This window comes from Streptomyces sp. ITFR-6 (assembly GCF_031844725.1).
Lineage (GTDB): Bacteria > Actinomycetota > Actinomycetes > Streptomycetales > Streptomycetaceae > Streptomyces.
Genome location: NZ_CP134612.1, coordinates 5,825,286 through 5,852,030, shown reverse-complemented (window position 1 = coordinate 5,852,030; position 26,745 = coordinate 5,825,286). Strand labels below are relative to the sequence as shown.

The 26,745-nt window shown below is 71.6% G+C and carries 24 protein-coding genes; 3 read left to right on the top strand and 21 right to left on the bottom strand.

What is annotated here, in order from left to right; all coding sequences use genetic code 11:
* Positions 1 to 9: 9 nt before the first annotated feature.
* The 3 genes from nadD to RLT59_RS26655 all read right to left on the bottom strand — a co-directional run bounded on the left by nadD (position 10) and on the right by RLT59_RS26655 (position 1,076).
* Positions 10 to 627 carry a nicotinate-nucleotide adenylyltransferase gene (nadD, locus tag RLT59_RS26665; RefSeq protein WP_311305736.1) on the bottom strand — a complete coding sequence of 206 codons (618 nt, stop codon included), beginning with the start codon at positions 625 to 627 and terminating at the stop codon, positions 10 to 12.
* Between the two features lie 38 nt (positions 628 to 665).
* Complete coding sequence (locus tag RLT59_RS26660) at positions 666 to 830, bottom strand: hypothetical protein (RefSeq protein WP_024494263.1); 165 nt, start codon at positions 828 to 830, stop codon at positions 666 to 668.
* Between the two features lie 84 nt (positions 831 to 914).
* A complete protein-coding gene (locus RLT59_RS26655) occupies positions 915 to 1,076 on the bottom strand; it encodes a hypothetical protein (RefSeq protein ID WP_311305735.1) in 162 nt (53 codons plus the stop codon).
* A 110-nt stretch (positions 1,077 to 1,186) separates the two neighbouring features.
* Between RLT59_RS26655 and RLT59_RS26650 the strand changes: the two genes are divergently transcribed.
* Positions 1,187 to 2,329 carry a M48 family metallopeptidase gene (locus RLT59_RS26650; protein WP_311305734.1) on the top strand — a complete coding sequence of 381 codons (1,143 nt, stop codon included), beginning with the start codon at positions 1,187 to 1,189 and terminating at the stop codon, positions 2,327 to 2,329.
* On the opposite strand, the gene RLT59_RS26645 is transcribed toward RLT59_RS26650, so the two are convergent.
* The 5 genes from RLT59_RS26645 to proB form a co-directional block, all read right to left on the bottom strand.
* Positions 2,250 to 3,380, bottom strand: coding sequence for an SCO2583 family membrane protein (locus RLT59_RS26645; protein WP_311305733.1), 1,131 nt, complete (start codon positions 3,378 to 3,380; stop codon positions 2,250 to 2,252). The genes RLT59_RS26650 and RLT59_RS26645 overlap by 80 nt on opposite strands.
* A gap of 298 nt (positions 3,381 to 3,678) precedes the next feature.
* Positions 3,679 to 4,302 (bottom strand): SCO2584 family spore wall biosynthesis protein, encoded by a 624-nt coding sequence (locus tag RLT59_RS26640; RefSeq protein WP_311305732.1) that lies wholly within the window; start codon positions 4,300 to 4,302, stop codon positions 3,679 to 3,681.
* Between the two features lie 65 nt (positions 4,303 to 4,367).
* Entirely contained in the window at positions 4,368 to 5,651 is a 1,284-nt protein-coding gene (locus RLT59_RS26635) for a glutamate-5-semialdehyde dehydrogenase (protein ID WP_311305731.1), read from the bottom strand.
* Between the two features lie 83 nt (positions 5,652 to 5,734).
* Positions 5,735 to 6,235 carry a DUF8830 family protein gene (locus RLT59_RS26630; protein ID WP_311305730.1) on the bottom strand — a complete coding sequence of 167 codons (501 nt, stop codon included), beginning with the start codon at positions 6,233 to 6,235 and terminating at the stop codon, positions 5,735 to 5,737.
* Between the two features lie 144 nt (positions 6,236 to 6,379).
* Complete coding sequence (gene proB / locus RLT59_RS26625) at positions 6,380 to 7,507, bottom strand: glutamate 5-kinase (RefSeq protein ID WP_311305729.1); 1,128 nt, start codon at positions 7,505 to 7,507, stop codon at positions 6,380 to 6,382.
* A gap of 244 nt (positions 7,508 to 7,751) precedes the next feature.
* Between proB and rfbC the strand changes: the two genes are divergently transcribed.
* Complete coding sequence (rfbC, locus tag RLT59_RS26620; protein WP_311305728.1) at positions 7,752 to 8,408, top strand: dTDP-4-dehydrorhamnose 3,5-epimerase; 657 nt, start codon at positions 7,752 to 7,754, stop codon at positions 8,406 to 8,408.
* Positions 8,409 to 8,456: 48 nt separating this feature from the next.
* Here the strand turns inward: rfbC and rfbD are convergent, their stop codons facing one another.
* The 4 genes from rfbD to galE all read right to left on the bottom strand — a co-directional run bounded on the left by rfbD (position 8,457) and on the right by galE (position 12,597).
* Complete coding sequence (gene rfbD, locus RLT59_RS26615) at positions 8,457 to 9,305, bottom strand: dTDP-4-dehydrorhamnose reductase (protein WP_399126981.1); 849 nt, start codon at positions 9,303 to 9,305, stop codon at positions 8,457 to 8,459.
* A gap of 32 nt (positions 9,306 to 9,337) precedes the next feature.
* A complete protein-coding gene (gene rfbB / locus RLT59_RS26610) occupies positions 9,338 to 10,324 on the bottom strand; it encodes a dTDP-glucose 4,6-dehydratase (RefSeq protein ID WP_311305726.1) in 987 nt (328 codons plus the stop codon).
* Complete coding sequence (locus RLT59_RS26605) at positions 10,321 to 11,391, bottom strand: glucose-1-phosphate thymidylyltransferase (RefSeq protein WP_311307867.1); 1,071 nt, start codon at positions 11,389 to 11,391, stop codon at positions 10,321 to 10,323. Before RLT59_RS26605 ends, rfbB begins: the two co-directional genes overlap by 4 nt.
* A 234-nt stretch (positions 11,392 to 11,625) precedes the next feature.
* Positions 11,626 to 12,597 carry a UDP-glucose 4-epimerase GalE gene (galE, locus tag RLT59_RS26600; protein WP_311305725.1) on the bottom strand — a complete coding sequence of 324 codons (972 nt, stop codon included), beginning with the start codon at positions 12,595 to 12,597 and terminating at the stop codon, positions 11,626 to 11,628.
* Positions 12,598 to 12,802: 205 nt separating this feature from the next.
* Here galE and RLT59_RS26595 point away from each other — a divergent pair, with 205 nt between their 5' ends.
* Entirely contained in the window at positions 12,803 to 15,034 is a 2,232-nt protein-coding gene (locus RLT59_RS26595; protein WP_311305724.1) for a bifunctional glycosyltransferase/CDP-glycerol:glycerophosphate glycerophosphotransferase, read from the top strand.
* A 79-nt stretch (positions 15,035 to 15,113) separates the two neighbouring features.
* Here RLT59_RS26595 and obgE read toward each other — a convergent pair whose 3' ends face one another.
* The 9 genes from obgE to RLT59_RS26550 form a co-directional block, all read right to left on the bottom strand.
* A complete protein-coding gene (gene obgE / locus RLT59_RS26590) occupies positions 15,114 to 16,553 on the bottom strand; it encodes a GTPase ObgE (RefSeq protein ID WP_311305723.1) in 1,440 nt (479 codons plus the stop codon).
* 139 nt (positions 16,554 to 16,692) lie between these two features.
* Positions 16,693 to 16,950, bottom strand: a complete 258-nt coding sequence (rpmA, locus tag RLT59_RS26585; RefSeq protein ID WP_018103204.1) for a 50S ribosomal protein L27 — start codon at positions 16,948 to 16,950, stop codon at positions 16,693 to 16,695.
* Between the two features lie 14 nt (positions 16,951 to 16,964).
* Entirely contained in the window at positions 16,965 to 17,285 is a 321-nt protein-coding gene (gene rplU, locus RLT59_RS26580; protein ID WP_018551604.1) for a 50S ribosomal protein L21, read from the bottom strand.
* 196 nt (positions 17,286 to 17,481) lie between these two features.
* Positions 17,482 to 18,543, bottom strand: a complete 1,062-nt coding sequence (locus tag RLT59_RS26575; protein WP_311305722.1) for an iron-containing alcohol dehydrogenase family protein — start codon at positions 18,541 to 18,543, stop codon at positions 17,482 to 17,484.
* Positions 18,531 to 19,283 (bottom strand): phosphocholine cytidylyltransferase family protein, encoded by a 753-nt coding sequence (locus RLT59_RS26570; protein WP_073739044.1) that lies wholly within the window; start codon positions 19,281 to 19,283, stop codon positions 18,531 to 18,533. Before RLT59_RS26570 ends, RLT59_RS26575 begins: the two co-directional genes overlap by 13 nt.
* 89 nt (positions 19,284 to 19,372) lie before the next feature.
* The gene (gene galU / locus RLT59_RS26565; RefSeq protein WP_311305721.1) at positions 19,373 to 20,263 is read right to left on the bottom strand and encodes a UTP--glucose-1-phosphate uridylyltransferase GalU; all 891 of its coding nucleotides are present in this window, start codon (positions 20,261 to 20,263) and stop codon (positions 19,373 to 19,375) included.
* A gap of 121 nt (positions 20,264 to 20,384) precedes the next feature.
* Positions 20,385 to 24,380 carry an Rne/Rng family ribonuclease gene (locus tag RLT59_RS26560; RefSeq protein WP_311305720.1) on the bottom strand — a complete coding sequence of 1,332 codons (3,996 nt, stop codon included), beginning with the start codon at positions 24,378 to 24,380 and terminating at the stop codon, positions 20,385 to 20,387.
* Positions 24,381 to 24,611: 231 nt separating this feature from the next.
* Positions 24,612 to 25,394, bottom strand: a complete 783-nt coding sequence (locus RLT59_RS26555) for a TIGR03936 family radical SAM-associated protein (RefSeq protein WP_311305719.1) — start codon at positions 25,392 to 25,394, stop codon at positions 24,612 to 24,614.
* Between the two features lie 122 nt (positions 25,395 to 25,516).
* Positions 25,517 to 26,695: a hypothetical protein gene (locus RLT59_RS26550; RefSeq protein ID WP_311305718.1), complete on the bottom strand. Its 1,179-nt coding sequence runs from the start codon at positions 26,693 to 26,695 to the stop codon at positions 25,517 to 25,519.
* Positions 26,696 to 26,745 lie beyond the last annotated feature (50 nt).

Genomic DNA, 26,745 nt, shown 5'->3' with positions numbered 1-26,745 from the left:
CTCCGTGGCTCACTCGCCGCGGTAAAGCTGCCGCTTGTCGATGTAGCGGACCACGCCGTCCGGCACCAGGTACCAGACCGGATCGCCCGCGGCGACCCTCCCACGGCAGTCTGTGGAGGAGATGGCCAGCGCGGGAACCTCCACGAGGGAGACGCCGCCCTCCGGCAGACCGTCGTCCGTGAGCACATGCCCCGGCCGTGTCACGCCGATGAAGTGGGACAACGAGAACAGCTCGTCGGCGTCCCGCCAGGTGAGGATCTGGGACAGCGCGTCGGCGCCGGTGATGAAGAAAAGGTCCGCGTCCCCGTGGACCGCCCGCAGGTCCCGCAGGGTGTCGATCGTGTATGTGGGGCCCTTGCGGTCGATATCGCTGCGGCTGACCGAGAACTGCGGGTTCGATGCCGTCGCGATGACCGTCATCAGATACCGGTCCTCGGCCGCGGACACCTGCTTGTGGCTCTTCTGCCACGGCTGCCCGGTCGGGACGAAGACCACCTCGTCGAGGTGGAACTGGGCGGCCACTTCACTGGCCGCCACCAGGTGTCCATGATGAATCGGGTCAAACGTCCCGCCCATCACGCCGATTCGGCGCTTTCCGGGGCCGGTAGGCACTTCCTGCTCTCCCATGCGTGCAGAGCCTACTGGCACAGCTGTACGCCTCGGCCTCAGCGGTCGCGGTTGAAGCGCGTGGTGATCCACAGAAGGAGGAGAAGCGCGACAAACGCGCCGCCACCGGTGAGGTACGGGCTGAGGCTTTCGTGATTGCCGCCGTGCTCGGCGCCCTCGGCGGCGACGGTGACCAGCTGATGTGCGGTGCTCGTGAGGCTCATCTTCTGCAGGACCTATCGATCGGGAGTCGGAGGGAAGACGTCGCGGACATCGTATGCGGCAGGCCTGGGCACGCTCACGCCGACTCAGTCGTTGTTGTCTTTGTTGTCGTCGTTGCGGTATCCGCGCAGCAGGAACCAGGCCAGCAGCGCTGCTCCGACCAGCGAGACGAGCAGCACGATGCGGAGTGTGTTGCCCGGTCCCTGCTCTTCGGATGCGGCGGCGAGCAGAGCAACGGTATGCGGCATGTCGGGCGTCTCCTCAGTTATCCACAGCCCCCCGCACACCGTAGCGCCAGCACCTAGGCTGGGATTTGTCAGGGGGCGAGCAACGTCTCGTACGAACAGGGGGCCTATTCATGACCGAAAGCAGTCACGAGAGTCACGAGAACGTGCCGAGCAGGCAGCGCAGGCGTTTCCCGGGAATCTCGTCCCGGGCGTACGAGCACCCGGCGGACCGTTCGGCCCTGGTCGCCCTGCGCAAGCTGACCGGTTTCGACACCGTCTTCAAGGCTCTGAGCGGGCTGCTGCCCGAGCGCAGTCTCCGACTGCTCTTCCTGTCGGACTCCGTCCGGGTGAGCGACGCCCAGTTCACCCATCTCAACAGCATGCTTCGGGACGCGTGTTACATCCTGGACCTGGAGAAGGTCCCGCCGATGTACGTGAACCAGGACCCCCAGCCCAACGCCATGTGCATCGGCCTCGACGAGCCGATCATCGTGGTGACGACGGGTCTGGTGGAGCTCCTCGACGAGGAGGAGATGCGGGCGGTCGTCGGCCACGAGGTGGGGCACGCCCTCTCCGGTCACGCCGTGTACCGCACGATCCTGCTCTTCCTCACCAACCTCGCCCTGAAGGTCGCCTGGATCCCGCTCGGCAACGTCGCGATCATGGCGATCGTGACGGCGCTGCGCGAGTGGTTCCGCAAGTCGGAGCTGTCCGCCGACCGGGCCGGGCTGCTGGTCGGCCAGGATCTGCGGGCCTCGATGCGCGGGCTCATGAAGATCGCCGGAGGCAACCACCTCCACGAGATGAACGTGGACGCGTTCCTCGCCCAGGCCGACGAGTACGAGAAGGGCGGCGACCTGCGCGATTCCGTGCTCAAGATCCTCAATGTGCTGCCCCGGTCGCACCCGTTCACCACGGTCCGGGCGGCCGAGCTGAAGAAGTGGTCGGAGACCCGCGACCACCAGCGGATCATGGACGGGCACTACCCGCGCCGGGACGAGGACAAGGACACCTCGGTCACGGACGCCTTCAAGGAGTCCGCCTCGCACTACGCCGATTCGGTGCGCGGCAGCAAGGATCCGCTGATGAAGCTGGTCGGCGACATAGCGGGCGGCGCCGGCGATCTGGGCGGCAAGCTGCGTGACAAGTTCACCGGCCAGGGAGGCGGTGGGGGCGGCACCGGCAAGGGCGGGGCTACGGACGGCTCGCAGGAGTCGACGAGCCCCGAGGACCCTGAGCAGGGGCCCCAGGAGCCCGGCTCTGCGGGGAGCTGACCTCCAGCGTCCCGCACAGCCCCGCGGCGGGCCGGCCCGTGTCGTACGGGTCGGTGCCCGCCGGGCCCCGGGAGACCGCTCGCCGGCCGGCCAGCAGCGGCCGCAGCGCACCGCTGGTGTCGGCCGCGCAGGACTGCGGTCCGGCCTGGACGTAGCTGGTCCGCACCTCCAGCCGGCCCAGCCGCAGGTCCTCCCGGTCGAGCCGGAAGCGCAGCTCCCGCCGCACGGTGAACAGCGACGCGCCGGCGGTCTGCTGGGGCCCCGACACGGTCGGGCGGAGCGCGTAGGTGAAGGTGTGGTCGGACGCCACCTCCAGTGCGTCCGTCCCCACCTCGGCGTACCGCAGCGTGCCCCGGACGCGGACCTCGGGGTCGGGGGTGACCTCGGCGGGGTCGAACCGCACGAGCCAGCCCGTCGCGGCGTGCTGCCCGTCGTCGTACGGCTCGGTCATGCTCCGCTCGAACTGGGCCATCTGGTCCGGGTCGAGCAGTGATTCCACCGGCCGGACCGTGTTCCCGCCGAGGACGTCCGGGTCGAGCGAGGAGGCGACCAGGTAGTTCTTGACGGTGGCCAGGGCGGCGACCACCTGGCTCTCCGAGAAGTTGTCCGTCCGCCGTGCCACCGGCGGACTGATGCCCTGGGCGCCCTTCGGGTGGTCGGCTGCGGGGCTGCTCTCGAACAGGGCGGCCGGTGTGCCCGGGGGCACGGCGCCGCGCGGTGCCAACGGGACGAAGATCATCCGCAGCGGCTCCGCCCGTCTGCCGAGGGGAGCCTGGTAGGGGTGGCGGAAGCCCATGAAGACGGCGGTGCCGAAGGCCAGGGCTATCAGGATGACCAGGGCGAGCGCCGCCCGGGAGCCGGTGCGCACGGCCCGGCCGGGCAGGCTCCGCACGGCACGGGCGTGCTCCCCCATCCGCTCCTGCGCGGAGAACTCCTGGAGCCGGGCGGCCCGGACGAAGGACTCGTCGAAGACGAGCGACCGGTACTCGTCCTCGCCGCCGCTCGCGCTGTTCTCCGCCGGGCCTTCGGGGGGATCTCCGTGGTCTGCCATGCCGTCTCCCGACTCCCACGTCACCGACCGGAGGCCGGTGCGGTGCGCCCCCGCCCCGGCCGGACGGCCTGGGCGGGTCCTGTCCGTGATGCGGGAGCATGCGCGGGCAGGTGAGGAGCCCCCTTTTCGAGCAGGTGAGGGGTCATACCTTGAGAGTAGGTCGATTCCGGCGAACGTAAACGCGGAGGCGGGCGGAGAACCGCCGCGGGGACACCCGGGCAGGCGGGACGGGCCGGGCTGCGCAAAGGCGCGTCAGGGGGTGCGACAGCGGTGCGTCAGGGGGTGCGACAGCGGTGCGTCAGGGCGTGCGCGGGGCCAGGGAGACCACCGGGCGGAGGTAGCCGCCCGGGGCCGACGGGATCATGGACGGAACCACCGAGGGGACCGCTGAGGGCGCCGGGGCGCTGTCCACCCCGGTGGTGGCCGGTGGCGGGACCTGGTCCTGCCGGTCGCCCGAGGTGCTGCGGTAGACGGCGCTGAAGGCCAGCGCCACCATGCCGATGCCCATCACCAGCGCGAGCAGCCAGGCCACCGGCCGGTGCCAGCGGGCCGCTCCCCGGTAGGGACGCAGAGCACCGCCGTGGCGCCCGTAGGGGCCGCTGTCGTAGTAGTCGTCGCCGTCCACGCCGGGACGGTCGTCGTAGGCGCCGCCCCGGCCGTAACCGGCGCCCGGCCCGTAGCCGTCGTCGTACAGCTCGTCGTCCAGCGGTCCGCCGCCGGAGCGGGCCCGGAAGGCCTCCGCGTCGGCGCGCGCCTCCGCGGCGGCGGAGAGCCGCTCGACAGCGGTCGGTTCATGGAACGCGGCGGCCTGTACGAAGTCCTCGTCGAACACCACGGAGGCGAAGTTCTCGTCCGCGCCCCCGCGGTCGTCGTCGGGCTCCCAGCCGTTCGGGAACGGCCTGCCCCCCACGTCGTCCGGCACGGTTTCAGCCTAGCCCCGGTGGGTCGTTCTGTGCAGGGAGACCGCACATCCGGCCCTTACCGAGCTCACCTCACGTGGCCGTCGCCGGTCACGATGTACTTCGTGGAGGTCAGCTCCGGCAGCCCCATCGGGCCCCTGGCGTGCAGCTTCTGGGTGGAGATTCCGATCTCGGCGCCGAAGCCGAACTGGCCGCCGTCGGTGAAACGCGTCGAGGCGTTCACGGTCACCGTCGTCGAATCGACCAACTGGGTGAAACGGCGGGCCGCGGCCTGCGAGGTGGTCACGATCGCCTCGGTGTGGCCGGACGACCAGAGCCGGATGTGCGCCACGGCCGCGTCCAGCGACTCCACGACGGCGGCCGCGATGTCGTACGAGAGGTACTCGGTCTCCCAGTCCTCCGGCGTCGCCGCCACCATGGTGGCCTTGGACCCCTCGGCGTACTCCATGACCCGCTCGTCGCCGTGCACGGTCACACCGGCCTCGGCCAGGGCGTCCAGGGCCCTCGGCAGGAAGGCCTCCGCGATGTCCTTGTGGACCAGGAGCGTCTCGGCGGCGTTGCAGACGCTCGGGCGCTGCGCCTTGGAGTTGACCAGGATGTCGACGGCCATGTCGAGGTCGGTCCGCGCGTCCACGTACACATGGCAGTTGCCGGTACCGGTCTCGATCACCGGGACGGTGGACTCCTCGACGACGGTGCGGATCAGGGAGGCGCCGCCGCGCGGGATGAGCACGTCGACCAGGCCGCGCGCCCGCATCAGCTCGCGTACCGAGTCGCGGTTCTCGCCCGGCACCAGCTGGACGGCGTCGGCCGGCAGTCCGGAGCCGCCGACCGCGTCGCGCAGGACCCGGACCAGCGCCTTGTTGGACGCCTGGGCGGAGGACGAGCCGCGCAGCAGGACCGCGTTGCCCGACTTCAGGCAGAGCGCCGCCGCGTCCACCGTCACATTGGGCCGGGCCTCGTAGATGATCCCGACGACGCCGAGCGGCACCCGGACCTGGCGCAGGTCGATGCCGTTGGGCAGCGTCGAGCCGCGCACCACCTCACCGACCGGATCGGGCAGCGCCGCCACGTCCCGCACGTCGGCGGCGATGGCGCGGATCCGCTCGGGGGTGAGGGTGAGCCGGTCGACGACCGACTCACTGGTGCCGGCCTCACGGGCGCGTGCCACGTCCTCGGCGTTGGCCGCGATGATGTCGCTCGTCCGTACCTCAAGCGCGTCCGCGATCGCCAGCAGCGCGTCGTCCTTCGCCGCGCGCGGAAGCGGCGCGATGTCGGCGGCCGCGGCGCGTGCGCGGTAGGCGGCCTGGGCGACCGGGGACATGTTGTCGTACGGCGAAAGCGTGGTCATGCCCGCAGAGTAGTGCGCACACTGCGGGCATCTGTCACGTATCCCGTGATGCGAGACAGCCGCCGCCCGCCGCGGCCGCCGGGTCAGTAGGGGTGCACACCGACCGGGGCCGCCGGGGGCGGCCCGTATCCCTCGGCGATGCGCTGGTGGTACGTCTCGCGGTCGATGACCTCCAGGCCGACGATCTCCCACGGAGGCAGTCCGGCGCTGGAACGGTGCTCACCCCACAGTCTCAGGGCGACCGCCGCCGCGTCGTGCAGATCGCGCGCCTCTTCCCAGTACCGGATCTCCGCGTGGTCGTTGGCGTATCTGCTCGTCAGCAGGAAGGGGTGGTCGTGCGCGAGCTGTTCGAGGCCGCGTCTGACCTCCTTCAGCGGAATCTCAGTACCTGAGACGCAGAGCGTGATGTGCCACAGCTTCGACTGGATGAGCTCCTGGCCCACCGCCGTCTGTTCGGCCCCTGCCGGCCGCTCCTCCCTCCGCTCCGCAGACCTTCTCCCCTCGAAGTCGGCACCTGCTCCGACGCTGGTCAGGGCGCGGCCACCCGTTCCTCGGGGCGGCGCCCCCGGGCGCGCTCGTCTCACCGGCGGCCTCCTGTGAATGTGTTGCTGAGCGGTGTACCCCGCAGTGTCCCTGCTACAAAGTGGACCAGTCCTCGGCCCGGCGTGGGGCGGTTTTCGTGAAGGTCTCTGCCCGAAGGCTGGACTTTCAGCCGTTTCAGGTGCCTGTCAGCCGTGCAGGACTACAAGATCGTCCCTGTGTACGACCTCGCGCTCGTAGGCGGGCCCCAGTTCGCGTGCCAGATCGCGGGTGGAGCGGCCGAGGAGCTGCGGGATCTCCTTCGCGTCGAAGTTGACGAGCCCCCGGGCCACCGGCCGGCCGCGCAGATCGCGCAGCTCCACCGGGTCGCCCGCGGCGAACTCGCCCTCGACCGAGGCGATCCCGGCGGGCAGCAGCGAGCTGTGGCGCTCGACGACCGCCTGCACGGCGCCGTCGTCCAGGGTCAGCGCGCCCTGCGGGGTGGAGGCGTGGGCCAGCCACAGCAGCCGGTCCGCGCTGCGGCGTCCGGTGCGGTGGAAGTAGGTACCGGTGTCGCGGCCGGCCAGCGCGTCCGCGGCGTGGCTGGCCGAGGTCAGCACGACCGGGATGCCCGCGGCGGCGGCGATCCTGGCCGCCTCGACCTTGGTGACCATGCCGCCGGTCCCGACGCCCGCCCGGCCCGCGCTGCCGATGCTGACCCCGGCCAGATCGGCGGGGCCGGTGATCTCCGCGATGCGGGTGGTGCCGGGGATGCTCGGGTCGCCGTCGTAGAGGCCGTCCACGTCCGAGAGGAGGATCAGCAGATCGGCGCGGACGAGGTGGGCGACGAGCGCCGCGAGCCGGTCGTTGTCGCCGAACCGGATCTCGTCGGTGGCGACGGTGTCGTTCTCGTTGACGATCGGCAGCGCGCCCATGTCCAGGAGCTGGTCCAGGGTGCGATAGGCGTTGCGGTAGTGGGCGCGGCGGCTGGTGTCGTTGCTGGTGAGCAGGACCTGGCCGACGCGTACGCCGTAACGGGCGAAGGAGGCGGTGTAGCGGGCGACGAGCAGCCCCTGGCCGACGCTGGCGGCGGCCTGCTGCCTGGCCAGGTCCTTGGGCCTGCGGTGCAGGCCGAGCGGGGCGAGTCCGGCCGCGATGGCGCCGCTGGAGACCAGCACGACCTCCCGCTCACCGCCGTCACGCACCTTGGCGAGCACATCGACGAGCGCGTCGACGCGGTCCGCGTCGAGGCCGCCGGCGGCGGTGGTGAGGGAGGAGGAACCGACCTTGACGACGATCCTGCGGGCCTCCGTGACGCCCTGCCTTGCCCCTGACACGCGTATCCCCCGTGGTTCGCCCTCGATCGGAATCCGCAATCTACGCGAGCGCCGGAATCGGTGCCCGGGAGTTCCGCCCCGTGGACCCCGGTTCATCCTGGTCCGCGCCACTCCGTGTCCGGAATGCCCTTTTTCTCGTTGGAGTGGTCGTCGGCGGTACCGCGATGCCGACGGATTCGGAAAACCCCCCGCAGCTCCCGCAACTTCAGCAGCTCCCGCAACTTCAGGACAAGGACGTGATCGCATGCGCCAGCTCTCCATTCCAGGGGCCTGGGTGCACGAGCCCGAGGTCCTCACGGACGGCCGAGGCAGCTTCCACGAGTGGTTCAGGGCCTCGGATCTCGATGCGGCACAGGGGCACACGCTGGGGCTCGCGCAGGCCAACTTCTCCAGTTCCGCCCGGGGCACGCTGCGCGGGATCCACTTCGCCGATGTGCCGCCGGGCCAGGCGAAGTACGTGAAGTGCGTGCGCGGCGCGGTGCTCGACGTGATCGTGGACATCCGGGCCGGCTCGCCCACGTACAAGCGGTGGGAGGGGGTGCGGCTCGACGACAGCGGTCACCGGGCGGTCTACCTCGCGGAGGGGCTCGGCCACGCCTTCATGGCGCTGACGGACGACGCGTGCGTCCTGTACCTCTGCTCGGAGGGTTACGCGCCGGCGCGTGAGCACGGCATCGATCCGCTCGATCCGGAACTGGCCATCGACTGGCCGCTGGACGTCGCCCCGTTGCTGTCCGGGAAGGACGCGGCGGCCCCCTCGCTGGCGGAGGCCGAGGAGCAGGGCCTGCTTCCCTCGTACGCGGAGTGCGAGGCGTACTACGCGCGGCTGCGGACGGCCGGTCCGCCGCCCGCCGGGCTGCGGGCGGGCGGCGGACCGGTACTCAGCAGGGCCGGGGGCTGACCGGCGGCGGGGCCGGTCAGGGCCCGGCCGCTGCTCAGCTGACCGGCCTCACGGGCGTTCCGCGGCGAGCAGCGCCGGGAACGCCTCGCCCAGGGCGGTGCGCCAGTCCCGGATCGGCTCGATGCCGGCCGCCTCGAAGCGGCTCTGCGCGAGGACGCTGAACGCGGGGCGGGGGGCGGGGCGGACGAAGGCCTCGCTGGTGGCGGGGCGGACTCGGGCCGGGTCGGCGCCGAGCAGCCGGAAGATCTCCTGGGTGAAGCCGAACCAGGTCGTCTCGCCGCCGCTGGTGCCGTGGTAGACGCCCGCCGGGGCGGTGCCCGCCAGCGCGGCCCGGCCGAGCCGGACCAGCCGGGCCGCCAGGTCGACGGTCCAGGTGGGCTGGCCACGCTGGTCGTCCACCACGTCGAGGGTCTCCCTGGCACCCTCCAGCCTGATCATCGTCCGGACGAAGTTGCCGCCGCCGGCCCCGTAGAGCCAGGCGGTGCGGACCACGTAACCGGTCTCGGGGAGGGTCTCCAGGACGGCGCGTTCGCCCGCGAGTTTGGTGCGTCCGTAGGCGCTGCGCGGGCCGGTGGGGGCGTCCTCCCCGTACGGCCGGGCACCGTCCCCGGCGAACACGTAGTCGGTGGAGACGTGGAGCAGGACGGCGCCGTGCTCGCGGCAGGCCCGCGCGAGGACCGCCGGTCCGGTGCCGTTGACCCGCAGCGCGGCGTCCTCCTGGCTCTCGGCGTCGTCGACGGCGGTCCAGGCGGCGCAGTTCACCACGACCGAGGGGCGGTGGGCGGCGAACGCCTCGCGGACGCGGTCGGGGTCCGCGATGTCCAGGGCCTCGCGGTCCGTCGCGACGGCGGTGACGTCCTCGTCGGCGAGGGCCGCCAGCAGGTCCTGCGCCAGCATTCCGGCCGCTCCGGTGACCAGCCAGACCGGGCTCACAGCGCCGCCCTCTCCTTGAGCGGCTCCCACCAGGCGCTGTTCTCGCGGTACCAGCGCACGGTCTCCGCGAGGCCTCTGCGGAAGTCCTTGACCGGTTCGTATCCCAGCTCCTCGCGGATCTTGGCGCAGTCCACCGAGTAGCGCCGGTCATGGCCCTTGCGGTCCTCGACGTAGGTGACGTCCGTGTCCCAGTCGGCGCCGCAGGCCTCCAGCAGCAGTCCGGTGAGCTCCTTGTTGGACAGCTCGGTGCCGCCGCCGATGTTGTAGACCTCGCCCGCCCGGCCGCGGGTGCGGACGAGTTCGATGCCCTGGACGTGGTCGTCGATGTGCAGCCAGTCGCGGACGTGGGCGCCGTCGCCGTACAGCGGTACCGGGCGGCCCTCCAGGAGGTTGGTGACGAAGAGCGGAATGACCTTCTCGGGGAAGTGGTGGTGCCCGTAGTTGTTGGAGCAGCGGGTCACCCGCACATCGAGCCCGTGAGTGCGGTGGTACGAGAGCGCGATCAGGTCGCTCGACGCCTTGGAGGCGGAGTACGGGGAGTTGGGGGCGAGGGGCTGGCTCTCCGTCCAGGAACCCTCGTCGATCGATCCGTAGACCTCGTCGGTGGAGATGTGCACGAAGGTCGAGACGCCCGCCAGATGCGCGGCGTGGACGACGGTGTGGGTTCCCACGACGTTGGTACGGACGAAGGCGGCGCCGCCGTCGATGGAGCGGTCCACATGCGATTCGGCGGCGAAGTGCACCACCTGGTCGTGCCCGGCCATCAGGCCGCCGACCAGCTCCGCGTCGCAGATGTCGCCCCGCACGAACGAGAAGCCGGGATGGTCGCGGACGTCGTCGAGGTTGGCCGGGTTGCCCGCGTAGGTGAGCTTGTCGAGCACCGTGACGGCCACGTCACCGGGCCCGTCCGGGCCCAGAAGTGTGCGGACGTAGTGCGAGCCGATGAAGCCGGCGCCGCCGGTCACCAGGATGTGGGTCGTCATGAGGAGATCTGCACCTTGCTGTGGTCGCCGAGGACGAGACGGTGGGCGGAGGGGCTCCGGGGGGCGGGGGTCACCTCGACCTCGTGGCCGATGAGGGAGGCCTCCACGCGGCGGACGCCGTCGATCGAGGCGCCCCGCAGGACAATGGAGTACTCGATCTCGCTGTCCTCGATCCGGCACTCCTGGGCGACCGAGGTGAACGGTCCGACGTAGGCGTCGCTGATCACCGAGCGGGCGCCGATGATGGCGGGCCCGACGATCCGGCTGCGGGTGACCCGGGCGCCCGGCTCGATCCGCACCCGGCCGATGATCTCGCTCTCATCGTCCACGTGGGCGCCCTCCGTGGACGGTTCGACGCTCTCCAGTACGGTCCGGTTGACCTCCAGCATGTCGGTGACGTTGCCGGTGTCCTTCCAGTACCCGCGGATCATGGTGGAGCGGACGTCGCGCTCCTGGTCGATCAGCCACTGGATGGCGTGGGTGATCTCCAGTTCGCCGCGCCAGGACGGGCGGATGGAGCGGACCGCCTCGTGGATGGCCCGGGTGAAGAGGTAGACGCCGACGAGCGCCAGATCGCTCTTGGGCTCCCTGGGCTTCTCCTCCAGGGCCACCACCCTGCCGTCCCCGTCCAGCTCAGCGACGCCGAACGAGGTCGGGTCGGGCACCTGGGTCAGCAGGATCTGGGCGTCGGGCCGGTCCGCCCGGAAACCCTCGACCAGGCCGGTGATCCCGCCGATGATGAAGTTGTCCCCGAGGTACATGACGAAGTCCTCGTCACCGAGGAAACGCTGCGCGATCAGGACGGCGTGGGCGAGGCCGAGCGGTTCCGACTGCGGGATGTAGGTGACGTCGATACCGAACCGGGAGCCGTCCCCGACCGCCGCGCGGATCTCCTCCTCGGTGTCCCCCACGATGATGCCGACCTCGGTGATGCCCGCTTCCGCGATGGCCTCCAGGCCGTAGAACAGCACAGGTTTGTTCGCCACCGGGACCAGCTGTTTGGCCGAGGTGTGGGTGATGGGACGGAGCCGGGTGCCTGCCCCACCGGAAAGTACGAGAGCCTTCACTGATTCTGCCCCCACGATGAGATGGCGGTCCTGTCGCGGCTGCGACCTGTCGGGCGACCTTACTTAGATTCGCCGTCTCATCTATGGCAAAACAGCCCTCGCGGCCCATTACCGACACATCCGGACGAAAAGCAGTGGAAACCCGTAACCGGGGGTCGCTTTTCCACGTCCGCCCGGCTCCCGGGCCGCTGCCCGCACCGGAGAGGCGGACAGGCCCGCCACCGTGGACCCGGCCTACGGGTGGCGCAGCCGCCAGCCCTGCCAGGCGGAGTCGATCATCTCGTCCACGCCGTACCGGGCCGACCAGCCCAGCTCCGCCCGGATCCGGTCTGCGGCCGCGACCACCCGGGCCGGGTCGCCGGGCCGGCGGGCGGTCACCTCGGGGGCGATGTCCCCGTTGTCCGTCACCTTGAGGATCCGGTCGACCATCTCCCGTACGGAACTGCCCTCACCGCGTCCGATGTTGAGCGTGAGATCCGTACCGCGCTCCGCCTCTTCGAGCCGGAGCGCGGCCGCGAGGTGGGCGGAGGCGATGTCCTCGACGTGGATGTAGTCGCGTACGCACGTGCCGTCCGGCGTCGCGTAGTCGTCGCCGAAGATCCGCGGGCCCTCACCGGCCTCCAGGCGCTCGAAGACCATCGGGATCAGGTTGAACACCCCCGCGTCGGCCAGCTCCGGCGACGCCGCACCGGCCACGTTGAAGTAGCGGAGCGAGGCGCAGCGCAGCCCGTGGGCGCGGGCGGCCGCGTGGATCAGCCACTCCCCGACGAGCTTGGTCTCGCCGTACGGGCTCATCGGCGCGCACGGGGTCTCCTCGGTGACGAGGGTGACGTCGGGCATGCCGTAGACGGCGGCGGAGGAGGAGAACACCAGCCGGTCGACGCCCGCTTCGACCATGCTCTCCAGCAGCACCTCCAGGCCCGTCACGTTCTCGCGGTAGTAGTACAGGGGCCGCTCTACGGACTCGCCCACCTGCTTCTTGCCCGCGATGTGCACCACCCCGGTGACCCCGTGGTCGCGGATCGCAGCGTCCAGGGCCGGCCGGTCCAGGACGCTGCCGGTCACCAGGGGCACCCCGCCGGGCACCTTCTCGGCGCTCCCCGTCGACAGATCGTCGAACACGACGACCCGCTGGCCGCCCGCGAGCATCGCACGCACGACGTGTGCGCCGATATATCCCGCTCCGCCCGTAACCATCCAGGTCATGTCGCGCGTCTCCTGTCCGAGGCCATACCCGTCCCGTTCACCCTACGTGCCCGGAAAGCAGGACCGGCGGACCCGACCCTGCCGCTCAGAGACGGCCGACGGCAATCAATTACGCTGTCCGGGTGCTGGACTCCGCCGCACCGTTCGGCGGTGCGCACCGCGCGCCTCGCACACGCCCTCGGACAGCTCTCTGGACTGGTGGACGATGCCTCGACTGACACTCATCGTGCCTGCGTACAACGTGCAGGGGTACATCGGGGAGTGTCTCGACTCCGTGCTCCAGCAGGACTTCACCGACTTCGAGATCATCGGCGTCGACGACTGCTCGCCGGACGGATCCGGCGCGATCCTCGACACATACGCCGAACGCGACGCCCGCGTCCGGGTGCTCCACCTCACCGAGAACGTGGGTCTGGGACACGCCCGCAACGCGGGGATGGACGAGGCGACCGGTGACTATCTGCTGTTCCTCGACAGCGACGACACCCTGGCCCCGGGTTCACTGGCGGCCATCGCGGCGCGCCTCGACGCGACGGACGACCCCGACGTCCTGGTCTTCGACTACACCCGCACCTACTGGGACGGGCGGCTGCTGCGCAACAAGCGCGCGGAGCTGCTGGACGAGAGCGGTCCCGCCGTCTTCGCGCTGGCGGACCGGCCGCAGCTGCTGGATCTGCTGCAGATCGTGTGGAACAAGGCCTACCGCCGCGCATTCGTCACCGAGCACGGATTCCGCTTCCCGCCCGGCTACTACGAGGACGCGCCGTGGACGTTCTCCTCGCTGATCTCGGCGGGGACCATCGCCGTCCTGGACCGCTCCTGCGTGCTGTACCGGCAGCGGCGCGAGGGCGGGAACATCCTCCGCACGGTCAGCCGCAAGCACTTCGACGTCTTCGACCAGTACGACCGCGTCTTCGCCTATCTGGACGCGCGGCCGGAGCTCAATTCCTGGCGCCCCGCGCTCTTCGGGAAGATGACCGACCACTTCCTGACCGTCCTGGAAAAGCCCGGCCGGCTGCCGCAGAACGCCCGCGCCGAGTTCTTCCACCGCGCGGCCAAGGACTACCGCGCCCGCCTCCCGGAGAACTTCCGGCGGCCGCCGGGCGGCAAGGGCTACAAGTACGCCCTGCTCGGCCTCGGCTCCTACCCGGCACTGGTCGGCGTCACCCGGGTCAACAACGTACGCAACCGGGCCAAGCTGGGCGGCCGGGCCCGCGTCGGCCGGGCCAAGCGCGCCGCGCTCGGCCTGTTCTACAAGTCCCAGCTGCGAATGCCGCTGGACGACAAGCTCGCGGTGTTCTCCGCGTACTGGGGCCGCGGCTACTCCTGCAACCCCGCCGCCATCGAGGCGGAGCTCGGCCGGCTGGCCCCGGACATGCGCCGGGTCTGGGCGGTCAGGTCCGAGCACCGCGACCGGGTACCCAAGGGCGTCGAGGCGGTGGTGGTCGGGTCCCGCGAGTACTGGTCGGTGATGGCCCGCGCGAAGTACCTCACGAACAACGTGAACTTCGGCGACACCATCATCAAGCGCGACGGCCAGATCCATCTGCAGACCCACCACGGCACCCCGCTGAAAACGATGGGCCTCGACCAGGCCCAGTACCCCGCGTCCACCAGCATGGACATGGAGAAGCTGCTCCGCCGGTGCGACCGCTGGGACTACAGCCTGTCCGCCAACCGCTTCTCCACCACCGTGTGGGAGCGGGTGTACCCCTGCCGGTACACCTCCCTGGAGACGGGCTACCCGCGCAACGACGTACTCCTCAACGCCACCGCGGCGGACGTCTCACATGCCCGGAGCGAACTCGGCCTGGCGGACGGCTCGACGGCCTTCCTCTACGCGCCGACCCACCGCGAGTACGAGAAGTCCTGCGCCCCGCGGCTCGACCTGGCGAGGCTGGCGGAGGAACTGGGCCCCGACGTGACCCTGCTGGTGCGCGGCCACTACTTCTACAGGCCGACCGGCCGGCTCGCCGACCTCCAGACCAGCGGCCGGATCATCGACGTCTCGGCGCACGGGAACGTCGAGCGGCTCTACCTCGCGGCGGACGCCCTGATCACGGACTACTCCTCGGCGATGTTCGACTACGCCAACCTGGACCGGCCGATCGTGATCTACGCCGACGACTGGGACACCTACCGGGCCGTGCGCGGCACCTACTTCGATCTGATGGCCGAGCCCCCGGGCCCGGTGGCGACCAGCCAGGCGCAGCTCGCCTCCGTACTGGGCTCCCAGGAGTGGCGGAGCGAGAAGTCGGCCGGGCTGCGCCAGGCGTTCCGGGAGCGCTTCTGCGACTACGACGACGGCCGCGCGGCCGAACGCGTCGTGCGCCGGGTGTTCCTGGGCGAGGAGACGATGCTGCCGTATCTCCCGCTCGACGAGCGCACCCCGGCGCCCTCCCCCGCCGAGGCCCTGGAGCAGGCCGCCCGGTCCTGACGGCCCCGGCCTCCCGGAAAGCACGCGGTCCCGGCTCCCCCGAAGGGGAACCGGGACCGGCGGAGGCCTCCCGTCGCGCTTACGCGAACGGGTCGAACTCCTGGTACTCCTTGCTGATGTCGTCGCGCTCGTCCTCGCGGTCGCGGCGGCGCTGCGCGGCCGGACGCGGCTCCTCCAGGCGGTGGTCCTCGCCGCGGCGGCCGAGCATCTCGGCGCCGGCCGTCACGGTCGGCTCCCAGTCGAAGACGACGGCGTTGTCCTCGGCGCCGATGGCCACACCGTCGCCCGCGCGGGCGCCCGCCTTGCGCAGCGCGTCCTCCACACCGAGCCGGTTCAGCCGGTCCGCGAGGTAGCCGACGGCCTCGTCGTTGTTGAAGTCGGTCTGGCGAACCCAGCGCTCCGGCTTCTCGCCGCGCACCCGGTAGATGCCGTCGTCCTCCAGCTTGACGGTGAAACCGGCATCGTCCACGGCCTTGGGCCGGATGACGATGCGGGTCGCCTCCTCCACCGGCTTCGCGGCGCGCGCCTCCGCGATGACACCGGCCAGCGCGAAGGAGAGCTCCTTGAGCCCGGTGCGGGCGACGGCGGACACCTCGAAGACGCGGTAGCCGCGGGCCTCCAGGTCCGGGCGGATCATCTCCGCGAGGTCCTGGCCGTCCGGGATGTCGATCTTGTTGAGGACGACGATGCGGGGCCGGTCCTCCAGCCCGCCGTACAGCTTCAGCTCCTCCTCGATCATGTCGAGGTCGGAGAGCGGGTCGCGGTCGGACTCCAGCGTCGCCGTGTCCAGTACGTGCACGAGGACCGAGCAGCGCTCGACGTGGCGCAGGAACTCCAGGCCGAGGCCCTTGCCCTGGCTGGCTCCCGGGATCAGGCCGGGGACGTCCGCGATGGTGTAGACGGTGGAGCCCGCGGTGACGACGCCGAGGTTCGGGACCAGGGTCGTGAACGGGTAGTCCGCGATCTTCGGCTTGGCGGCGGACAGCACCGAGATCAGCGAGGACTTGCCGGCGCTCGGGTAGCCCACCAGGGCCACGTCGGCGACGGTCTTGAGCTCCAGGACGATGTCCCGGCTCTCGCCGGGCTCACCGAGCAGCGCGAAGCCGGGGGCCTTGCGCCGGGCGGAGGCCAGCGCGCCGTTGCCGAGGCCGCCCCGGCCGCCCTGGCCGGCGACGAACATGGTGCCCTGGCCGACCAGGTCCGCGAGGACGTTGCCGTCCTTGTCGAGCACGACGGTGCCGTCCGGCACGGGCAGGATCAGGTCCTGGCCCTCCTTGCCGGTGCGGTTGTCACCGGCACCGGGCTGGCCGTTGGTGGCCTTGCGGTGGGGGTGGTGGTGGTAGTCGAGGAGGGTGGTGACGGCCTGGTCGACGATCAGGGTCACATCGCCGCCGCGGCCGCCGTTGCCGCCGTCCGGGCCGCCGAGCGGCTTGAACTTCTCACGGTGAACGGAGGCGCAGCCGTGGCCCCCGTTACCCGCGGCGGCATGCAGCTCGACGCGGTCCACGAAGGTGGTCATGGTTGGAACCTCCAGTTACATACGTGCAGAAAAGTCTCGCTCGTGCCCCCTCAGGAGCAACACGCGAAAGGCGGACCCACTTCCCGGAACAGGAAGTGAGGTCCGCCTCCACGTCAAACCGCTCGACGAGCGCCGAAAATCAGCCGGCGATCGGAACGATGTTCACGACCTTGCGGCCACGGTGCGTGCCGAACTCGACCGCACCGGCGGCGAGGGCGAACAGCGTGTCGTCGCCGCCACGGCCGACGCCCGTGCCCGGGTGGAAGTGGGTGCCGCGCTGGCGGACCAGGATCTCACCGGCGTTGACGGCCTGACCGCCGAAGCGCTTCACGCCGAGCCGCTGAGCATTGGAATCGCGCCCGTTCCGAGTGGACGATGCGCCCTTCTTATGTGCCATGTCTCCTCAGTCCCTTACTTCGCAGCCGCGGGGATACCGGTGACCTTGATCGCCGTGTACTGCTGGCGGTGACCCTGGCGACGGCGGTAGCCGGTCTTGTTCTTGTAGCGAAGGATGTCGATCTTCGCGCCCTTGTGGTGGTCCACGATCTCGGCCTGGACCTTGATGCCGTCAAGCACCCACGGGTCGCTGGTCACGGCGTCGCCGTCGACAACGAGCAGGGTAGAGAGCTCTACCGTGTCGCCAACCTTGGCGGTGGGAATCTTGTCAACCTCAACGATGTCGCCGACAGCAACCTTGTGCTGGCGACCACCGCTGCGCACGATGGCGTACACGCGGATCTCACTCTCACTCGAAGACGAAACCCCTGAAGCCAGCCGCTCACACGGGTCCGAAGACCCGAGACGATCCGGATTGGACGAGCGGCCTCTCCCGTACGAGCGGGAGGTCAGTGCTCAGAGGTGTGGCGAAACAAACGCCGAGGGTCAAGATTACGGGGCCCGGGACACCCCGGTCAAACCGGGCCCCGTTTCAGGCCCCGGCCGCCCCGAGGTAGCCGGCGTAGGCCTCCCTGATCCCGTCCGGGGACAGGTTCAGGTGTTCCAGGATCGTGTACCGGCCCGGCCTGGTCCGGGGCGCGAACTCGACCACGGAGACGAACTCGTCCACGCTGAACCCGATCTCCCGCGCGGTGACCGGCAGACCGTGGCGCCGCAGCGTCGCCGCCATCCGCGCGGACTCCTGGTGGGCGCCGCGCAGATACATGGCGAAGGCCGCGCCCAGTCCGCACTGCTCCCCGTGGCTGGCCGCCCGACGGGGGAACAGCAGGTCGAAGGCGTGGTTGATCTCGTGGCAGGCACCGGAGGCGGGCCGGCTGTCGCCCGCGACCGACATCGAGATCCCGGTGAGCACCAGCCCCTCCGCCAGCACCTGGAGGAACCGGTCCTCGTCCAGGGACCCGGGGTGGCGCAGCACGGCCTCGCCGGCCTGCCGGGCCATCGCCGCGGCCAGTCCGTCGATGTCCTCGCCGTTGACCCGGTGGGCGAGCTCCCAGTCCGCCACCGCGGAGATGTTCGAGAGCGCGTCCCCGATCCCGGACCGCACGAAGCGGACCGGGGCCTCACGGATGATGTCGAGGTCGATGACGACGGCGATCGGGTTCGGGACCCCGTACGAGCCCCGGCCCGCGTCGTTGTCCAGCGTGGCCACCGGGGAGCACAGACCGTCGTGCGACAGGTTCGTCGCCACGGCGACCAGCGGCAGCCCGATGCGGGCCGCGGCGAACTTGGCACAGTCGATGATCTTGCCGCCGCCGAGGCCGACCACGGCGTCGTACCGCCCGGACTTCATCTCCTCCGCCAGCTTGACGGCGTCGTTCAGCGTGCCGCCACCGACCTCGAACCAGGAGGCACCGGGCAGGCTGTCCGAGAGCCGCTCCCGCAGCGCCCGGCCGGAACCCCCGCTGATCGCCATCGCCAGCTTCCCGGAGCCGGAGATGCGCTGATCGGCCAGGACACCCGCCAGATCCGCCAGCGCGCCGGCCCGGATGTCGACGACGACCGGCGCGGGGATCAGCCGGGTCAGTACTGGCACGCGATGGTCCTCCCCTTGGCCAGGTCCTCGTGGTTGTCGATCTCCACCCACTTGATGTCGCCGATCGGCTCCACGTCGACCTTGAAGCCGCGGTTGACGAGCTCCTGGTAGCCGTCCTCGTAGTAGAGGTCCGGGTCCCGCTCGAAGGTGGTCTTCAGCGCGTCGGCCAGCTCCGCGGCCGCCTCGCCCTCGATGAGGGTGACACCGATGTACTCGCCGGTGGCCTCCGCCGGGTCCATCAGCTTGGTGATCCGCTGAACCCCCTTGCCCTCCTCGACGACGACCTTCATCTCCTCGTCGGCGAGCTTCTTCACCGTGTCGAGGGCGAGGATGATCTTCTTGCCGTCGCCGCGCGCGGCCAGCAGCGTCTTCTCCACGGAGACGGGGTGCACGGTGTCGCCGTTGGCGAGGATCACGCCGTCCTTGAGGGCGTCACGGCCGCACCAGAGGGAGTAGGCGTTGTTCCACTCCTCGGCCTTGTCGTTGTCGATCAGCGTGAGGGTGACGCCGTACTTGGCCTCCAGGGCGGCCTTGCGCTCGTACAGGGCCTCCTTGCGGTAGCCCACGATGATCGCGACCTCGGTCAGCCCGACCTCGGCGAAGTTGCCCAGGGTCAGGTCGACGACGGTCAGGCTCTCCTCGTTCCCCTCGGGGCCGACCGGCACCAGGGCCTTGGGCAGCGTGTCGGTGTAGGGGCGCAGACGACGGCCTGCGCCGGCCGCCAGAATCATGCCGATCATGAGGGTTCTCCTTGTTCCTTGGTGGGCCTTGATGCGTGTGTCCCGGTTGGTGGGTCCGGGTGCTGTACGGGGACGGCCCCGACAGCCTCTCAGAGCTCGGCCGCCACGTAACCGCGCAGCCAGCTGCGGAAGTCGGGGCCCAGGTCCTCGCGTTCGCAGGCGAGTCTGACGATGGCCCGCAGATAGTCGCCCCGGTCGCCGGTGTCGTAGCGGCGGCCGCGGAAGACGACGCCGTGGACCGGGCCGCCGAGTCTCTCGTCGACGGCCAGCTGCTGGAGGGCGTCCGTCAGCTGGATCTCGCCGCCCCGGCCCGGCTCCGTCTCGCGCAGCACGCCGAAGACCGCGGGGTCCAGGACGTAGCGCCCGATGACGGCGAGGTTGCTGGGCGCCTCGCCCGGATCCGGCTTCTCGACCAGCCCGGTGACCCTCACCACGTCGTCCTGCGCGGTGGCTTCGACCGCGGCGCAGCCGTACAGGTGGACCTGCTCGGGCGCCACCTCCATCAGCGCGACAACGCTGCCGCCCTCGCGCTCCTGGATCTCGGTCATCCGCGCCAGCAGCGGGTCGCGCGGGTCGATCAGGTCGTCACCCAGAAGCACCGCGAACGGCTCGTCGCCCACATGGGGCTCCGCGCACAGGACGGCGTGGCCGAGGCCGCGCGGGTCGCCCTGGCGGACGTAGTGCATGGTCGCCAGCTCGCTGGACTCCTGGACCCGGACCAGCCGCTCGTCGTCGCCCTTGCGGGTCAGCGCCGACTCCAGCTCGTAGTTCCGGTCGAAGTGGTCCTCCAGGGCGCGCTTGTTGCGCCCGGTGATCATGAGCACGTCGCTCAGTCCCGCGGCGGCGGCCTCCTCCACGACGTACTGGATGGCCGGCTTGTCGACCACCGGCAGCATCTCCTTGGGAGTCGCCTTCGTCGCCGGAAGGAACCGGGTACCCAGCCCCGCTGCCGGTATGACGGCCTTCTGGATCTTGCGCATGTACTCAGACTTCCGTGTCCACGGGGACGGTTGTGGTGCGCCGGGAGCGGCAATACGCAGCCGGCCCGGTTCCTGTGGGGGAACCGGTCCGGCTGCGTACGGGCACACGGTGCGAGGTCGGTCAGACCTCGTCCGCCGAAGCCGTCACGGAGGACGGCGCCTGCTGCTCCGCCGCCACCGTCTTCTTCGCTGCCGCCTTCTTGGCCGTCGTCTTCTTCGCGGCGGTCTTCTTGGCGGCCGTCTTCGTGGTGGTGGCCTTCTTCGTGGCCGCCTTCTTGGCCGTGGCCTTCTTGGCGGTCTTGCGGGCCGCCTTCTTGGCCGGTGCGGCGTCGGACTCGCTCGCGGGCGCCGGCTCGGCCTCGGGCTCGGCCGCCGTGGAAGCCGTCACCACGACGGTCGCGGCCTCTTCGGTGCCTGCCGGAGAGCCCGCGGGCGCGGTGGCCTTGCGGGTCGCCCGGCGACGGGCACGCGGCGGTGCGGCCGGCTCCTGGGCCGGGACCTCCACGTGCGGAGCCTCGGCGACCGGGTCCTCCGCGGCGACCGGGTCGGCGTCGGAGACCGGCGCCTGGACGGCCGGGGCGGGCTCTGCCGGGGCGGGCTCTGCCGTCACCGGCTCGGCCTGGGCCGGCGAACCCGCCGGGGCGGTCGCCTTACGGGTCGCCCGGCGGCGCGGACGGCCCTGGGGCGCCTCGGCGGCGGGCGCCTCGGCGGCCGGGGCCTCTGCGACCGGCTCCGGGTCGGCCTCTGGCTGCGGCTCGGGCGCCACGACGGGCTCCGGCTCGACGACCGGCTCGGCCGCCGCCGGAGCGGGCGCGGACGCCTGCTTCGGAGCACCTGCCGGGGCAGTCGCCTTACGGGTCGCCCGGCGACGGCCACGGCCGCGCCCCGCTGCCGCCTCGGCCTCTGCCGGACTGCTGTACAGCTCCTCGTCCGCGACGAACTCCGGCTCGGGCAGCGCCAGCGGAGCGGCGACCTCGGCCGCCACCTCGGCCTCGGTCTCGGCCTCGTTGTCGTGATCGTGCTCGTGCTCGTGCTCGTGGCCGTGCTCATGCTCGTGGTCCTGGCCGGAACCGCCGCGGCGCTTCTTGGACCGCTTGCCGTTGCCGCCGCCACCGCCCGCGGTGGTGGGCTGCTCCATGTGCACGATCACGCCGCGCCCGTTGCAGTGGACGCAGGTCTCGGAGAAGGACTCCAGCAGGCCCTGTCCGACCCGCTTACGGGTCATCTGGACCAGGCCCAGCGAGGTGACCTCCGCGACCTGGTGCTTCGTACGGTCGCGTCCCAGGCACTCCAGGAGGCGCCGCAGCACCAGGTCCCGGTTGGACTCCAGCACCATGTCGATGAAGTCGACGACGACGATGCCGCCGAGGTCGCGCAGCCGCAGCTGACGCACGATCTCCTCGGCCGCCTCCAGGTTGTTCTTGGTGACGGTCTCCTCAAGGTTGCCGCCCTGACCGGTGAACTTGCCGGTGTTGACGTCGACGACGACCATCGCCTCGGTCTTGTCGATCACCAGCGAGCCACCGCTCGGCAGGTAGACCTTGCGGTCCAGCGCCTTCATGAGCTGCTCGTCGATCCGGTAGGTCGCGAAGATGTCGACCTCAGAGGTCCACCGCGACAGCCGGTCCGTCAGGTCGGGCGCCACGTGCGAGACGTAGCCGTGGATGGTGTCCCACGCCTCGTTGCCGCTGACGATGACCTTGGAGAAGTCCTCGTTGAAGATGTCGCGGACGACCCGGACGGTCATGTCCGGCTCGCCGTAGAGCAGCGTCGGCGCGTTGGAGCTGCCGCTGCTCTTCGACTTCTTCTGGATGTCCTCCCACTGTCCCTGGAGCCGCTCGACGTCGCGGCGCAGCTCGTCCTCGCTGGCGCCCTCCGCGGCGGTGCGGACGATGACGCCCGCGTCCTCGGGGACGATCTTCTTGAGGATGGTCTTGAGCCGGGCACGCTCGGTGTCGGGCAGCTTGCGGCTGATCCCGGTCATCGAGCCCTCGGGCACGTAGACCAGGTAGCGGCCGGGCAGCGAGACCTGGCTGGTGAGCCGGGCACCCTTGTGGCCGATCGGGTCCTTCGTCACCTGGACGAGGACGGACTGGCCGGACTTGAGCGCGGTCTCGATACGGCGCGGCCCGTGGGCCATGCCGAGCGCCTCGAAGTTGACCTCACCGGCGTACAGGACGGCGTTGCGGCCCTTGCCGATGTCGACGAAGGCGGCCTCCATGGACGGCAGGACGTTCTGGACCTTGCCCAGGTAGACGTTGCCGACGTAGCTGGTGGCCTGCTCCTTGTTGACGTAGTGCTCGACGAGCACGTTGTCCTCAAGGACGCCGATCTGGGTGCGCTCGCCGCTCTGGCGGACGACCATGACGCGCTCGACGGCCTCGCGGCGGGCCAGGAACTCCGCCTCGGTGATGATCGGGACCCGGCGGCGGCCCTGCTCGCGGCCCTCGCGGCGGCGCTGCTTCTTGGCCTCCATGCGGGTCGAGCCCTTGATGGACTGGACCTCGTCGAAGCCGGTGCCGGGCTCGCGCTCGGCCTCCTTCTTACGGGGCTCGCGGACCTTGACGACCGTGCGCTCCGGGTCGTCCGTGCCGTTCTCGGCGTCGGACGAGGAGTCACCGCTGCGACGGCGGCGGCGCCGGCGGCGACGGCTGCTGCTCGAACCGGCGGCGCCGGAGTCGTTGTCGTCGTCGTCGCTGTCGTCGTCGTGGTCGCCCTCGTCCTCGGACTCGTGGGCGCGCTCCTGCTCGTCCTCCGAGTGGTCCGAGCGGTGGTCCGGGGTGAAGGTGTCTTCGGTGGGCTGCTGCTCCGTGTTCTCGTCCTCCGCGGACTCGCCGCGGCGGCGGCGACGGCCACCGCGACGGCGGCGGCGCGAGGGCCGGTCACCGTACTCGTCGGTGTCCTCCCCGTCGTGCTCCGCCTCGTGCTCGCCCGAAGGCTCGTCCTCCTGCGCGGACTGCTCCTCCACCGGGGCGGCGGCCGGAGCGGGTGCGGCGGCGGGCTCGTCCTCCGCGGCCTCACCACGACGGCGGCGACGGCGGCGCGAACCGCCCTGCGGGGCCTCCGCGGGGGCGGGCGCCTCGGCGACCGGGGTCTGCTCCTCGGTCGTCCCGATCTCTTCCTCGGGCTCCTCGTCGTGCCTGCCGGTCCCCGCGGCGGCGGCTGCGGCAGCGGTCTCCGGGGTCTGGAACATCGGCTCGGAGAAGACCGGGGCCTGGAACACGGCGACGGCGGGGCGGGCGGCGCCACGGCTCCTGCGCACAGGCTCCTCGACCTTGCCGGTGAACTCGGGGCGGCCCGCGGCGGCGGTGGCGCGGCGGCGCTGGCGGCCGCGCGGGGCGGCCTCCTCGACCTCCGCGGTCTCGGCGGCCAGCTCCTCGACGGCGGTCTCGGGCAGGCTCTCGCCGGTCTGGACCTCGGGCTGGACCTCAGCGCGCTCCTCGGCGGCCTGCGGGGCACCGGCCGGGGAGGTGGCCTTGCGGACGGCACGGCGCCGACCTCGCGGGGCCTCGACCGGCTCGGCAGCCGGGGCGGCCTCCTCGGGCTCGGCAGCGGCGACGGGCTCGGCGGATTCGGTCCGGGTGGCCTGCGGCGCACCGGCCGGGGCGGAGGCCCTGCGGCGGGTACGGCCGCGCGGCGCCTCAGCGACGGGCTCGGGGCTCGCCTCGGCGGCGGGCTCCTCGACGATCTCCACGACCTCCGCTGCCTGCGGAGCGCCCGCCGGAGCGGTGGCCTTGCGGGACGCACGACGACGCGCACGCGGCGCCTCGACCGGCTCGGCCGCCTCGGCCGCTACGGGCTCCGCGCTCACGGCGGGCTCCACGACCTCCGCTGCCTGCGGGGCGCCTGCCGGGGCGGTCGCCTTGCGGACCGCGCGGCGGCGGGCCCGGACGGGCGGGGCGGCCTCGGTCTCGTTGGTGTTCCCGTTGCCGGGGTCCGACTCTCCGGCGTCAACGGCCGGTATGGCCGGCGCGTCGGCCGCACCCGGTGCGCCGCCCGAGGGCGGGCCGGCCGGGCGGGACGCCGCACGGCGCCTGCGGCGCGGCGGCAGCTTGTCCCCGGGGGTGTTGCTGTCTTCTGCGTACCCGGCCGTGCCGGGTTCTGTGGGCTCTTGCATGCGGGCGGTTCTCCCGTCGCGCTCCCGGGCGCCGCGTCTGATTCCGGTCCGGCACGGTCCGCGTATCTACGCGGTACCGCCGTCCGGGGCGCGGGCGCCGCACGGGGGCTGAATGTCTGGCTCGCCGGTTCCGTACACGGTGTGCGCACGGCCTGGCGAAAGTCTTATGGGTCTGCGCGCGGCCCGGACCAGGTGGCTCCCGAGTCCGAGCGCTGCGCTACAACGACCGCCTTACGCGGTGCCCGCACCTTCCGGCGCCGTCGCGACGGCGGTCCCGGTGGCCGTGGGTAGAACGGCCGGGGCTGCCTCGCGGTCAGGCGCGAGCGGGTCGGTCACCGTGCCGGACTCCTCGTCGAAGAGCCCCTGCGCCAGCCTGGTCACCGCAGCGGGGACAGGCGGCGCCAGGTCGGCCACAACGCGAAGACCGGACAGGACGTCGTCAGGCCGTACGGCAGGTGTCACGTGCCGAACAACCAGCCGCAGTATCGCACAGGCCTTGACCTCGGGCCTATCAGGCTGTTGGTCAAGGGCCCGCAGCTCCACCACGGCGGAACGGGCGTCGAAGCTGCGCACGCCGTTCTTCGTACGGCGCTGGACCTCGACGGTCTCGGCCCCGTTGAAGGCGGCCACGGCCTTCTCCGCCTCCTCCGCCGAGACCCCGTCCAGCCGCATCTCCCAGACGGAGGCGGTCAGCCGGTCGGCGAGGCCCGAGGTGCGGGCCTCCACGGCGTCCGTGATGTCGAGCCCGTCCGGCAGTGAGTCGTTCAGCAGCTCGCGCAGGACATCGGGGTCACGCGCCTCGGTGAGGGCGATCTCCAGGAACTCGGCCTCGCTGCCCGTGCCGGTGGGGGCGGCATTGGCGTAGGACACCTTGGGATGCGGGGTGAAGCCCGCCGAGTACGCCATGGGCACCTCGGAGCGGCGCAGCGCCCGCTCGAAGGCACGCTGGAAGTCACGGTGACTGGTGAACCGGAGGCGGCCGCGCTTGGTGTAGCGCAGACGAATGCGCTGCACTGCCGGTGCGGGCGGCGGGCCTTCGGGCTGTCGCTTGCCCAGTGGTTCTTCTCCTCGGTGCGGGGCGGACGCGGTGGCGCACCGCCCTCGAAATACGGGTGGCCCGGGGTGTCCGCTCCGGCTCACCCCCGCTGGGCGGCTTTCCCGCCGTGCAGGGAGATCTCTGGTTCGGGCGCCACGCTGGGCACAGTCGTTGTACTACCCAGAGTACGCGCAACACGCCTGTCCGGTTCCCGGGGCGGTCCGCCGACCAGCGCCCGCCACGCGTCGCGGCGCGCCTGCCGGACGGTTTCGCGGGCGGTGCGCAGCGTGTCCCGGGCCGTCCGGGCCGCCGCGACGGCTGCCCGCCGCACCGGGGCCCACACGGCTCCGCGCACGAAACGCCCGACGGGGGCGCACACCGTGCGGTAGGCCCAGGCCACCGGCGCCCCGACCAGGTACCACGCCAGCCGGGCCAGCGCCCGGCCGACGGCCCGCGAGACGAACCCGGCGGCGCGCCAGGCGAACCGGAACGCGGCCGCGACCTCCCGGCCCACGGGGGCGAGCACCCGCTGGTACCCCCAGACGAGCGGAGTGACGAGAAGCACCAGCACCAGCAGCCGGAGGCCGGCCCACAGCCCCCGGAATCCGGCGGCGACGCCACGGGCCAGCAGATCGAGGAGCCGAGCCGTGCCGTGGCCCAGCGGGGTGAGCAGCTCCCGGTGGACCCACCGGGCGGGCACGACGACCAGGTGGCGGACCATCCAGGCGGCGGCCGTGCCCAGGGGTACCAGGACGTGTCGCCACGCGCCCACGGCAGGCAGGACGAGTACGGCCCTGAGCAGCCATCCGATCCCCACGAGGACGCCGCGTCCGGCGGGAGCGAGCAGCTCCAGGCACACCCAGCGCAGCCCGTGTCCGAGCGGGGTGAGGACCGCCGTGTACAGCCGGCCGAGCGGGACGACGATCCCGTACCGCACGCCGGGCACCACGACGTACCGCCACAGCGCCGTCCACGGCCACACGAACACCGCCCGTGCCAGCCACCGGAGCCCGTGGCCCAGTGGCGTCAGCACCCACTCCCACAGCCATCCGGCCGGAACGGCCACCAGGACGTGGAACAGCCCGGACAGCGCCCGTCCCAGCGGCCGGAGCAGGGTCCGCTCCACGGCTCGGGCGCAGGCGACGAGCGCGTCCCACACCATCCGGACCGGCAGGACCAGCACGAGGACCACGATCCGCACCGGAATCCGGATGAGGGTGGTCAGACAGCCGTCGCCGCTCTCGTACCGCGCGGGGGCCCGGTGCTCTCCGTAGTCCATGCACCCCATGACGCGAAGGCCCGGCCCCGGGGTTTCCCGGGCCGGGCCTT